Source organism: Rhizobium sp. BIGb0125 (assembly GCF_024810055.1).
Lineage (GTDB): Bacteria > Pseudomonadota > Alphaproteobacteria > Rhizobiales > Rhizobiaceae > Agrobacterium.
Genome location: NZ_JANUDV010000009.1, coordinates 88,797 through 101,056, shown reverse-complemented (window position 1 = coordinate 101,056; position 12,260 = coordinate 88,797). Strand labels below are relative to the sequence as shown.

10 protein-coding genes are annotated in these 12,260 nt (G+C 54.7%); 2 read left to right on the top strand and 8 right to left on the bottom strand.

What is annotated here, in order from left to right; translation table 11 throughout:
* Window positions 1-33: 33 nt before the first annotated feature.
* The 7 genes from M2418_RS22375 to M2418_RS22345 form a co-directional block, all read right to left on the bottom strand.
* On the bottom strand, window positions 34-885 hold the full coding sequence (locus tag M2418_RS22375) for a 2-hydroxy-3-oxopropionate reductase (RefSeq protein WP_259149197.1): 852 nt from the start codon (window positions 883-885) through the stop codon (window positions 34-36).
* 13 nt (window positions 886-898) lie between these two features.
* On the bottom strand, window positions 899-1,675 hold the full coding sequence (gene otnI, locus M2418_RS22370) for a 2-oxo-tetronate isomerase (protein WP_259149196.1): 777 nt from the start codon (window positions 1,673-1,675) through the stop codon (window positions 899-901).
* Window positions 1,676-1,684: 9 nt separating this feature from the next.
* Entirely contained in the window at window positions 1,685-3,397 is a 1,713-nt protein-coding gene (locus M2418_RS22365) for an ABC transporter ATP-binding protein (RefSeq protein ID WP_259149194.1), read from the bottom strand.
* An 11-nt stretch (window positions 3,398-3,408) separates the two neighbouring features.
* The gene (locus M2418_RS22360; RefSeq protein ID WP_259149193.1) at window positions 3,409-4,584 is read right to left on the bottom strand and encodes an ABC transporter permease; all 1,176 of its coding nucleotides are present in this window, start codon (window positions 4,582-4,584) and stop codon (window positions 3,409-3,411) included.
* 11 nt (window positions 4,585-4,595) lie between these two features.
* Window positions 4,596-5,582: an ABC transporter permease gene (locus M2418_RS22355; RefSeq protein WP_192490204.1), complete on the bottom strand. Its 987-nt coding sequence runs from the start codon at window positions 5,580-5,582 to the stop codon at window positions 4,596-4,598.
* A 26-nt stretch (window positions 5,583-5,608) separates the two neighbouring features.
* A complete protein-coding gene (locus M2418_RS22350; RefSeq protein WP_259149189.1) occupies window positions 5,609-7,723 on the bottom strand; it encodes a family 10 glycosylhydrolase in 2,115 nt (704 codons plus the stop codon).
* A gap of 106 nt (window positions 7,724-7,829) precedes the next feature.
* Entirely contained in the window at window positions 7,830-9,755 is a 1,926-nt protein-coding gene (locus tag M2418_RS22345) for an ABC transporter substrate-binding protein (protein WP_259149186.1), read from the bottom strand.
* A 195-nt stretch (window positions 9,756-9,950) separates the two neighbouring features.
* Between M2418_RS22345 and M2418_RS22340 the strand changes: the two genes are divergently transcribed.
* The gene (locus tag M2418_RS22340; protein ID WP_259149182.1) at window positions 9,951-10,964 is read left to right on the top strand and encodes a LacI family DNA-binding transcriptional regulator; all 1,014 of its coding nucleotides are present in this window, start codon (window positions 9,951-9,953) and stop codon (window positions 10,962-10,964) included.
* A gap of 126 nt (window positions 10,965-11,090) precedes the next feature.
* Here the strand turns inward: M2418_RS22340 and M2418_RS22335 are convergent, their stop codons facing one another.
* The gene (locus M2418_RS22335; RefSeq protein ID WP_259149180.1) at window positions 11,091-11,363 is read right to left on the bottom strand and encodes a hypothetical protein; all 273 of its coding nucleotides are present in this window, start codon (window positions 11,361-11,363) and stop codon (window positions 11,091-11,093) included.
* Between the two features lie 579 nt (window positions 11,364-11,942).
* On the opposite strand from M2418_RS22335, the gene M2418_RS22330 reads away from it, so the two are divergent.
* Window positions 11,943-12,257, top strand: a complete 315-nt coding sequence (locus tag M2418_RS22330) for a PepSY domain-containing protein (RefSeq protein WP_259149177.1) — start codon at window positions 11,943-11,945, stop codon at window positions 12,255-12,257.
* Window positions 12,258-12,260 lie beyond the last annotated feature (3 nt).

Sequence of the window (12,260 nt, the reverse complement as noted above, 5' to 3'; positions counted from 1 at the left end):
AGTTTCCTTTCTAAGGCCATCAGCGGCGATCGACTACAAAAGCTCAAACAACGCCGAGTGATCCTTGTCACCGAGGCCTTTGGCCAATGCACTGTTCATGAGTTGTTGCACCAATGCTGCGTTCGGCAACATCAGCTCGAGAAGTCGTGCAGATTCCATAGCAAGCGACAAATCCTTGTGATGCAGACGCATGCGGAAGCCTGGTTCAAACGTTCCCTTGATCATACGTTCGCCGTGCACTTCAAGAACACGAGACGCGGCGAAACCACCCATCAACGCCTTACGTACGATCGCGGGGTCGGCGCCTGCCTTTTGAGCAAACCTGAGTGCCTCTGAAACCGCCTGGATATTGAGAGCAACAACGATCTGGTTCGCAACCTTCGCAATCTGGCCGTCCCCGACGCCACCAATCAAGGTGATGTTCTTGCCCATGCGCTCAAAAAGCGGTCTGGCACGCTCAAAGACCTCAGTCTTTCCACCAACCATGATGGTCAGAGACGCTGCCTTTGCGCCAACCTCGCCACCCGACACCGGCGCATCCAGATAGTCGCAGCCCAGGGCTTCAACTCGAGCCGCAAAGTCTCTGGTTACCAACGGCGAAATGGAGCTCATATCGATGACGAGCTTGCCGCTGCTGAGACCTTGCTGAACGCCATCCTGACCAAACAGAACTGTTTCGACATCAGGCGTGTCGGGCAGCATAAGGATGATCACCTCGGCCGACTTCGCAACCTCCGCCGCTGTGTCGCAGGCAACAGCACCACTCTCAACGAGATGCGAAGAGACGGGCTTGACCCGATGCACATAAAGGTCATGACCGGCTTCAATCAAATGCTGCGCCATCGGGCGACCCATAACGCCCAGTCCAATAAATCCAACTTGCAACGTACCTTCTCCCTTATTGATATGCCTTCAGCCAGCCGAGCCCCTGGCTGGTATCGCCCGCCGGGCGATACTCACAACCAACCCAGCCATCGTAGCCAAGCGCGTCCAGACGTTTGAAAATGAAATCGTGATTGATCTCGCCTGTGCCAGGTTCGTGGCGCCCTGGATTATCGGCGACCTGAACATGGCCAATGGAGCTCTGCAGCCTCTCGAACGTTCTGACGATGTCGCCCTGCATGATCTGCATGTGATAAAAATCGTACTGTATCAACAGATTGGGATGGTTGACGCGCCCGATGATACGTTCGGCATGATCTGTGTTGGTCAGATAATAGCCAGGAATGTCGCGGGTGTTGATCGGTTCGAACACCAAGGTCACACCTGCATCTGCAAGCCGCGTTGCCGCATAACGCAGGTTTTTTACCAAGGTCTCCTCCAGAATGTCGGGAGCCACATCCTTGGGAGCGACACCGGCAAGACAATTGACTTTTTGACAATCAAGAACACCCGCATATGCCAGTGCAGTGTCCACCGACACCTCGAACTCGGCGACCCTGTCGGGCAGGCAGGCTAAGCCACGCTCTCCTGCCGCCCAATCACCGGCCGGCAAATTGAAAAGAGCTTGTGTTAAACCGTTTTTCTTCAATTCGGCGGCGACCGCCTCGGGTGTCTCCTCGTACGGGCTGACATACTCGACGGCCTTGAAACCGTCCGCAGCGGCGGCAGCAAAACGCTGGATGAATGGGTGCTCCGTATAAAGCATGGAGAGATTGGCTGCGAATTTGGGCATGTGCTGGCCTCAGGTTTGCTCTGCGCGCAGACGATGAAGCATGCGCTTGTTGCGTGGATCGGGATTTGGAACGGAGGAAATCAACCGCCTCGTATAGGGCTGCGACGGGTTGGTGCAGATCGTCTGCGCATCTCCAACTTCAACAATCTTTCCCTTGTGCATCACCGCCACGCGATCACAGAAGTAGCGCACAACCGAAATATCATGAGAAATGAAAATGAAGCTGAGATGCAGCTGCTTCTGGATATCAAGCAGCAGATCGAGGATCTGGCTACGGATCGATACATCAAGTGCAGAGGTTGCCTCGTCTGCAACGATCACTTTGGGATCAACTGCCAGCGCTCTTGCTATGCCGATGCGCTGCCGTTGGCCACCAGAAAAGGCGTGCGGATAACGCTCCATAGCCAGCGGGTCCAGGCCCACTTTTTCAAGCAGTTGGGCAACGCGTTCTTCGACAGCTTTCCCGCTCATTTTGCCCGATACGATCAGTGGATCCGCAATGATCTGCTTGACTGTCATTCTTGGATTAAGAGATGCAAAGGGGTCCTGAAAGATCAGTCGCACATCCTGATGGTAGCGACGCAGATCAGTTTTACCGAGCGAGGTGACCTCAACAGGTGCAGTGTCACCATCGGGGCGGAAATGTACGCTGCCCGCGGTTGGCTCTATCACACGCAACATCATGCGCCCTAAGGTCGTCTTGCCTGAACCGCTTTCGCCAACAATGCCCAGATTTTCACCCGGAAAGAGTTCAAGAGTGGCATTGTCCACAGCAACCAGTCCCTGACCAGCGCTTGCGCCGAAAAGTTTCGATGCCCCACCGTAAATTTTCGTCAGTCCGCGTATCGATAGTACCGGCTCGACCGAAGAACTGAGGGACGAAGGTAGTGCTCGTTTTTCGGCAGCGCCCTCTAGCTTCACGGTCGCGTTCAAAAGTTGGCGCGTGTAGGCATGCTGGCTGGCGTGGAAGATCTCATCGACTGGTCCCTTCTCAACGATCCGCCCAAACCTCATCACTGCAACATCGTCAGCTACCTCGGCGACTACGCCCATATCATGGGTGATCAGCAGCATTGCCATGCCACGCTCGTCTTGCAGGCGTTTAATGAGGTCAAGGATTTCCGCCTGGGTGGTCACGTCCAGTGCTGTCGTAGGCTCGTCAGCAATCAACACTTCAGGATCGCAGGCCAGAGCCATGGCGATCATAGCTCTCTGGCGCATTCCGCCCGAGAACTCGAAAGTGTATCGCTTGGCCATCAAAGCTGGCTGCGGGATCTCGACCTGCCTCAACAGATCGATACAGCGCTCCCAAGCTTCTTTCTTCGTGACCTTGTTGTGCAGTCGGATAGCCTCGACAATCTGCGATCCGATCGTGTGGACGGGCGAAAGTGAGCTCATCGGTTCTTGAAAAATCAACCCGATGCGACCGCCACGAATGGCAAGCACCTCGCGACTGCCCTCTGCCATTTTTGCGACATCAACCGGACCGCCTGGTCCGTCGAGAAGGATCTCGCCGGCGACCATGCGACCAGGCTTGTCGATGAGCCTCATCAATGACCGGGCAGTAACCGATTTTCCCGATCCACTTTCCCCGACAAGTGCCAGTGTCTTGCCGCGTTGCAAATCGAAATTCACGTCACGCACGGCATGAAGGATGTGTGTTCGCAAATGGAAATCGATGGAGAGATTGCGCACCGAGAGCAATGTTTCAGATTTTATCATCGTGATACACCTCATGTGTCATAAGGGTCGGCCGCGTCGCGCAGACCATCGCCAAAGAAATTGAAGGACAGCACAGCCAGCACGACGGCCAGGCTTGGCCAGATCAGCAGCCACGGGGCTGTTGCAACCGTACGGACATTTTGTGCGTCCTGAAGCAATACGCCCCAACTGACGACAGGCGGTTTGAGGCCGACCCCTAGAAATGACAGCGACGTTTCAGCAACGATCATCGTGGGAATGGCGAGCGTCACGACGGCAAGGATATGGCTGGTAAGCGACGGAAGAATGTGACGAAAGATGATGCGGCGCTCGCTTGCTCCATCCAGCCTGGCGGCCGTTACAAAATCTTCGCCACGCAGCGAGAAGAACCGCCCCCTGACCTCGCGGGCAAGTCCCGTCCATCCCAACAATGAAACGATCAGCGTGACCATGAAATAGACAGATAAGGGTGACCATGTCAGAGGAATGGCGGCGGCCAGCCCCAGCCACAACGGTATGGTCGGCATGGCGCTGACGATCTCGATGATACGTTGTATCAGGGTGTCGACCCAGCCTCCGTAATATCCCGACACCGCTCCCATGATAACCCCAAGGGTGAGCGAAATGGCTACACCCACGAGGCCAATCGACATTGACACTCGAGTTCCGTAGATCAGTCGGCTCATCAGATCTCGTCCAAGACGATCCGAGCCGAGAAGATACATCGGTTCCCGCTGGTCGAGCGGTCCCATCAAACGAGTTTGCATCGGGATAAGCCCCCAAAGTTTATAGGGCGAACCTTCCACAAACAGGCCAATGGGAATGATCTTTGTTTCGTCAACGACAAAGCTGCGGCGCAGGGCCTTTGGATCAATCTCGATCTTGTAACCTTTGACATGGGGAAGAAACTTGCTTCCACCATCCGCCGAGCGGGTAAACAGGGCAATTCTCTGCGGCGGGGCAAATGTGTATTGCGGCCTTGATGCGTTGGGCAGACCCGGTGCCAGGAATTCGGCAAAAACACCAATGACGTAAAGAATGAGAATGATCACACCAGCAACGGCGGCGACCTTATGTCTGAAAAAGCGCTGGCGGATCAGTGTCCATTGCCCAGCCGCCACCAGACTCTCGACCTTACCGCTGCGTTTCAGAGGACTGATTGCGGGACCTGTTTCCAGCGTGGAGACGCTATTTGTGTCACTCAACATGGAGAGCCCCTTCAGTTGAAACGGATGCGCGGATCAAGCGCAGCCAGAAGAATGTCGGAAATCAGCATGCCAACCAGGGTGAGCACGCCCATGAGAAGAATGAAACTGCCGGCGAGATACATGTCCTGCCCCACAAGCGCCCGAAGGAGTAGTGGGCCTGCGGTTGGCAGATTGAGGACGATTGCAGTTATGGTCACGCCGGACACAAGATCGGGCAAAACCCAGCCAATTGAGCTGACGAAGGGGTTCAGCGCGATACGCACCGGATATTTTACAATGACTTTCCGTTCGGGAAGCCCCTTTGCACGCGCCGTAATCACATAGGGTTTGCTCAATTCGTCGGAGAGATTGGCACGCAGAATGCGGATCATTGCCGCGGTACCGGACATTGCGATGACAATGATCGGTATCCACATGTGACTAAGCATGTCCGTGAATTTGGCAACACTCCACGGTGCATCGACAAATGCAGGAGAAAAAATGCCTCCGACGCTTTGGCCCAGAAAACGGTAGCTCATATACATCAAGGTCAGTGCCATGATGAAGTTGGGCACTGCCAGGCCGATAAATCCAAGCAGGGTAAAGGCGTGATCACCGAACGAATGCCTTTTTACCGCTGAGTAGATACCGATGGGCAGTGAAATCGCCCAGACCATCAACAGACTGGCAAACGAGATGAGCAGGGTCGAGCCCATGCGATCCCAGATCAGCGTTGATACAGGCTGGTTCCACTCGAACGAGTAGCCAAAATCGCCCCGCGTCAGAATACCCGTCATCCAAACGAAATACTGGACATAGACGGGCTGATCGAGACCATACTGCGCGCGAAGGCGGGCAATGGTTGCTTCATCTAGGTTCTGTCCCCCATCAGCCATGGTGGACAGAAGCGAGGTCAGATAATCGCCAGGCGGCAATTGAATGATCATGAAGGCGATTAACGACATGCCGAACAATGTCGGTATCATGTAGAGAATACGTTTCAGCACATAGGCCAGCATGGCTTCCTCCCACTGGTTTTCTCGGCTTATGAATGCCAGGTCAGGTGGACCGTCTCCATGGCCTCGACCGATGGCACCTCCACCTCGACCCGGTCGCCCACGATACGGCAGGTGCACTCCTGACCTTTCACCAGCATCTTTGCGACGGCTGACCGCTTTCCTTTCGGTAGTGCTACTGAAAGCGTCTGCGCCCCGATTGGGTACACCTCCCGCAGCGGTCCCTTCATCATCATCGGGTTGGTCAGATTGACAAGGAATACCACCAGTGCGTCGTCCTTTTCGTAGATCGCAATATCGATGATCCCCTTGCCATCAATTCTAACGCGATGATCTTCACCGAAAGCCCAGTTGACTGCATTAGCAATCAACCGCCCGTGGTCCGGTGCCAGCACTTTCCAATAGACTTCACCGAGGTTGAAGGGGATGTAAACCACTCGACCGCCATACCCTGTGTCCCTCGCGACAACGGCTGCGCCCGTCGGCTCTTGTCGCGGATAGACCTCTTCCATAGGCAAATCAGGAAAGTCGGGAACGTAGAGAAACGGTGTGTCTGCAGCTTGTTCTGCATTGACGGCTAACAGGTGCGTACCACCGATGATGCGGGCAGCACCGTCGTAACCTATGTTGATTGGATGGGTACCTGAAAGAGCAATGTAGGTGTTTTTGACCGGCCCGCGGGTCGACGAGGTCAAATGTGCCCCAAAGACGTTTGCCAGACCAAAATCAGTGCGCGGCTTGCCCACCTGGTCGTAAAGCGACGTTTCGTATGCAGCAACAACCGATCCGCCGCGCTGGACGTAGGCTTCGATCGCGCTACATTGTTCATCGGAAAGGTAGGCGGCGTTTGCCAATATGATTAGCTTGAAGCGATCCAGCGTTTCTGCTGTCATGACTTGATCGGACACAAACTCGAACGGAATACGTGCCTCGACCAGAGCATGATAGAAGCCAAGATCGTTTTGCTCGGCAATATGCCGTTCTTCTGGAGCCCAGTGCCGCAACGTGGTTGAAGGATCGATAATCGCAATCTCGGCAGTTGGTTGCATGCCGTCGATATGCGGCTCGATGTCAGCATGAAGATTGAAGGCCTCGACGACCGGCTGTACCCAGCGATCGTCTGGAACACATGCATTGAATTTCGTGAACCACGGGAAAAGTCCCTGCGCCATGCCGTCATGGATCCAGAGCTTGATTTCCTCTCCGCTCTGAACGGAATCCTTCCAGCGATATTCCTCCTCTGGCCCGATGGACGTAATCAAACCAACCGGCCGGTCTCGAAATGTAGCGCGGATACGTTTGCCGTTTCGCCCCGCGGACCAGCCAACCTCAACGCCTTGACGTGCCTGATGGTCAACGAAAAGAATAGGGCAATGTTTCTGAATAAGTGAAAGGTCAAATTCCATGAGCGATGAGCCGCTCATGTTGGGGATGAAGCTGGCATGTGGCCGAATGCCTTTTACGGTCTCGTCCCAATAAACAACCAGCTCTGTCAGAATACGCCTGCGCCACGCAGCCCAAGCCTGCCAGGCAGGATCACTCGCATCCGGTTTTAGCGGCAAGTCAAAGCCGGTTTCATCCTTGAAACGCCTCTGGTTATCCTCGCTGTAGGACACCCCATGACCTTGCCATCGATTGGCAAACACCGCGTCAATGTCGTATTTCAAAACAATCTCACGAATGACGTCTGTCGTAAAATCGCGGTTGTAGCTTCCCAGTGCGTCGGTCACATAAATGCCGGGAAACGCCCAGTGCTCGCGCGGACTGCCATCCTTGTTGATTGCAACCCATTCAGGGTGGGCCTGCGCTGCATCCGCATGAATTGCATGCGGATCGACACGTGCCATCACGTGCATTCCCAATTTGCGTGCCCCCTCAACGATCGTGCCAAAAGGGTCTGTGCTGCCAATGAACTTGGACACATAATGCAAAGGGATTTCGCTGGGGTAATAGGCAATGTAACCGCCCGCCGAAAGGCATAAGGCATTCGATTTCGTGCGCCGGAAAACATCGATCCAGAATTCTGGATCGTATTTTTCCGGATCGTCCTCCGCAAATGTAAGCTGTGTCCATCGGGTGGCAGATTTGTACCACTCATGGGAGCGGCTGGCTGTATCGGTGGACGTATTTGGTCGGTGAAGCATGTTGATATCCATGGCAATAGGTTGCCGTCGCGCCGGGGACGGCACGTGCGACACGTGGAGATTTACTCTCCCCGAACCGGTTTCTCAGTTCGGGGAGGGAGAGCAATCAGGCTTTGAAAAACGTCTCGGGATTGGCTGGAGCAGGTGTCGGATAGCCCCATGAATTCGGCATGGTTTCAGGAACGTTGCGCATGTCCTTTTTGACAACCCCGTAACTGTCCGTTGGCAGGCATATGCCAAAAACGTAGAATTGATCGGCTGCAATTTCCAGAATCTCAGCCATCAGTTTCTTCTGCTCGTCAGGATTTGCCGAGCCAAGCACGCGATCATAAAGGGCCAACGCATCCTTGACCGGTTGAGGTGGCTCGACTGCGCCCTTGGAACTGGGATCTCGATACCACAACTGCCATCCCTTTGCGTAAAGCGCTTCAGTGGTATTTGGAATGTAGTAGCGAGGATCAAGAATGGCGGCAATTCCGCCGTTACCGCCGAAGCGGTGAGCCGTCGCATCATATTCGATACCCTGACGCACCCTTACTTCCCACAACGAGCGGTCCATCGTTCGCATTTGAACATCGACACCAACAGCCTGGAACATAGGCAACGCTAGCTGAAAAATATCGAGGAAGGTTGCGCGCGCCTGATCAATTTCAAATATGACCGTTACACGTTTACCGCTGTCATCCAGACGGTAACCCTCACCGTCCTTGTTGGGAAGGATCTTGTCGAGAAGGGCATTTGCGCCTTCCGGGTCATATTGTGTGAACTGCGTTGCGAGGCGCTCGTTGTAGAGTGGATCTTCTGCTCTGAGTGCGGGTTGCGATACTGTGCCCTGGCCGATGAAAACCGTGTCGATGATGGCTTGGCGGTCAAGCGACATCGATAGAGCAGCCCTGAAATCCTTGTTGTTGTAAAGCTGGCGCTTGAACTCGTTGGGGTGATTGAGGTTCAGCTGGAATACCATCTCGTTAGTTTCGGTTGACGTCAGGGTATAAAAACCGAAGTTGCCCTGCTCCTGTGCGTCATAAAGTACGGCGCGATTGGCCGGGGTTGCGATGTACTGGTCCATCAGGTCAATCTCGCCCTGCATGGCTTTCAAAAGCAACACCTGCGGATCGGCGACCATCTGGTATACAATGCGGTCCAGATAAGGCAGCTGCTTGCCGTCAGTATCGACCTTCCAGTAAAACGGATTGCGCTCGGCAATTGCCCTATCGGTGCTTTGTCCGGGAGCCACGGTCATCTTCCAGGCGTGGATGACGGGGCGTTGCGAATTCTGGAAGAATTCATTGTCGACAACCAGCCCGGCCTCGCGCTGGAATAACTGGATCCAACCGGAGGCGCCTTTTTTCTTCGCCTCTTCCTCCGCATTCTTATTGTACTTGATGTGGAACTGTTTGAGATAGTGCTTTGGCGCCCGGGTTGTCTGATCATCATTTGCCCACGCCAGTCTCAACGGGAAAAGCCCGTTTGGCGCGGCGAAGATTACCTTGAAAGTCACGTCGTCAACGGCTTCAAACCGTGCTTTCTTTCCACCGGAACGCAGGTGGTTCTGGCCGACATCATCCAACCCCTCATAGTTGAAGATATCTTCGTACCAAAACAGGATGTCTTCGGTGGTAAAGGGTTCACCGTCCGACCATTTCATACCCTTACGAAGCCTGAAGGTGAATTCTGTCGCATCAGCATTGGCTTCATAATGTTCGGCGACGTTTGGCACAACGCCCGACCAGTCTGGCGAATATCGCAACAGCGGTTCATAGGCTTGGTACCGGAAAAGCATCGACAAGGAACCGCCGCCAACAATGGCACTGTTCCAGTCGCCACCGTGTGAGCCGACCCGCTCAAGCGGTGTGACAATCAACGGGTTCAGCGGCAACCGATCCGCCAGCGCAGGCAGTTTTCCTTCGCCGACAAGGTCTTTCAGCATTTCAGCTTCAGTGAAAGTCATTTGAGCCCAAACAGGTAGGGCAGGCAGCAAAACAGCTGCTGTTCCCGCAGCGAGAAACGCGCGGCGTTTTAATCCTTGCATGTTTTCCTCCTCGTTTCATACGCCGAGTGAATCTCCCCTCCTCTGGGCCGACACCTCAGCTTTCTTGCAGATCATTCTCCGTTGAGTTTTTGTTTTGTTATTTTGTTAGCTTGCATTATGTATTTTGTTAGGTAAAGCGTTATGTTAAATTTTTTTATTCACTGCGCGATGCGTCAATATTCAGGAGGGTTCGACATGGGTCGGGTCACGCTGCAGGACATTGCCAGCTACACTGGGCTGTCCAAATTTGCCGTCTCCCGCTCCCTTGCGGGAAAGGAAGGTGTGAGCGAAAGCACGCGACAGCGGGTTGAGGAGGCTGCAACCGCACTCGGGTACAACCGGCAAAAGCCGACTGAGGAACAGCGCGAAATCACCCTCATCTTCCATGATAAAGTGGATAGTGTCAGCTATGAGCTGCGCACGATGCTGCAGGATGGCATGCAACGGGAGGCCCACCGCCTCGGCCAGCCGGTTCGGTTGCAGTGGACCCACGATGCCAATCGCGTAGAGGCAATGGCCAAAGATAGCGCTGGCATCATTCTTGTTGGCCCTCACGAGCAGACGACGCTTGATATCGTCAAAGCGTCAGGTGTACCCGTGGTCCGGCTGGGCTGGGTTTCCCCTCTGGAGCAGGCGGATCATGTGGGCGGAACCGATCATGAGGCCGGAATTGCTGTGGGTGAATATCTGCTTGGTCTTGGCCACCGCAAGATCGTCTTTCTTCAGGGTGAAGAAGGATATCGCGGACGACGGGAGCGATACTATGGTCTGAGGGAGAGCCTGGAGGGTTGCCCGGATGCAGAACTCCATGACCTGCGTTTTGCAGAAGACGGCGGCTTTATCCCGGCCCTTTTAACACTCCAGAAATCCGGCGTCCTCCCCACGGCGATGTTTTGCGCTCATGACGGGTTGGCACTGACCGCGGTTTCCGAGCTTCTAGCCCGCGGCTTCAGGATTCCGGAAGATATGTCGGTTGTCGGCTTTGGCGACTTCTCCGCTGCAACCCAGATATCTCCACAACTTACGACGATTAAAGTACAAGGCCTGGAAATGGGTGCAACGGCGCTTCGGCTTTTGCTGGAACGGCTTGAAACGCGCGACCTCTCGGTTCCGGCAAGACGCATTCTTATTGCATCGACATTCATTGAGCGGAGATCATCGGGGCCGGCTCCCGTGCAAGCGAAACAACTCAACGAGGCTTCGAGGTAACTTGCCTTTGGCCGGGTTCGAACCGGCAATCCAACAGCATGTTGGTTAGGCCATGGAAGCAGGAGGCGCGAAGAACTCACGAACATCCAGCGGGACGCGATCGCCATTTTCACGAGCGTGGTGAAATCAATCGCCAGAGGCGTAGAGTAAGGAAATATCGCGGTGGTGTAGCTGACAGTTAGCACTTTCACTCTTCACCACGGCACGTTTTGGCTCCAATACGACCAAGCAACCACTTCGATAAGCATATTCCCGATCTCCGTTCAGCAGGGTCTTTTGAACTGGCACTTCGTCCATCGGCCGTACTTCCTGCGCCGTTTCTTTTGGCACATCAGCAGAGGAGCAAGCGGCGAGCGTTGCGGTAATCGGGAGGGCAAAGATGAGGCGATATTTCAGCATGTCTGTCTCCTTCTTGATGTCTTACGCTAGGAGCAAGATGAGGCGAAAAGACGAACGCACCAGCCTCTCGGTGACGATCGATCGCCGGGACCACACCGCTCAAATCGGCGGCACTGGCATGTGCAAAGCACTCCGACACTGACGTCGCCGATCGTACCAAGGTTTTCAGCAGGCTAAGCTGAGTTGGAACAAGCCGTGTCCCATCTCAGTTGGTTTCGGCCTTTCATGCCGTGCCCGCCACAACGAAGTAGTCGCGCCAGGGGTACGAGAGAATCGAAGCGATGCGTCAGCACTCCACGCGTCCACCATGAACTCGGCGAAAGCTTTGATCCCCTTAGATCGTCGTCAGGCAGATGGTCAAAGCACTAATGGTTGGTCGACCTGGCGTCCCGGCGACATCCGTGCACTCCATTATTCCCGCTGTTGGTCTGCGAGCGCTCTTCAAAACCGGGCGTGTGGCCCGCTCACGTGGTTCGGCAAGTTAAACTAGTCTCCAGCGGGCATGGAACAATTGCCGGGTCTTGGGGTTAGGGACTGAGGAGCTCGTGACTACGAGCTCCAAACGAGAGGAATACCCCAGTGAAAAATTATATGCTTGCCGCGGCGCTGCTCAGCGCCAGCGCGGTTTGCGCATTCGCTCAGACAGCGCCGACCGCGAACTCTGATGCAACGACACCAGCTATCGACACACCGCAGCCTAGGAATACCGCCGCACCCGTTGAAGGGGCAAACAGCTTCACCGAAGCACAGGCGAAAACACGGATCGAAGAAGCAGGGTTCTCCGTCAAGGACCTGAAAAAGGATGACAATGGCATCTGGATGGCCACCGGCGTGAAGGACGGCAAGTCCGTTTCGATCGCACTCGACTATCAGGGCAATGTCGTCGCCAAGTAACCC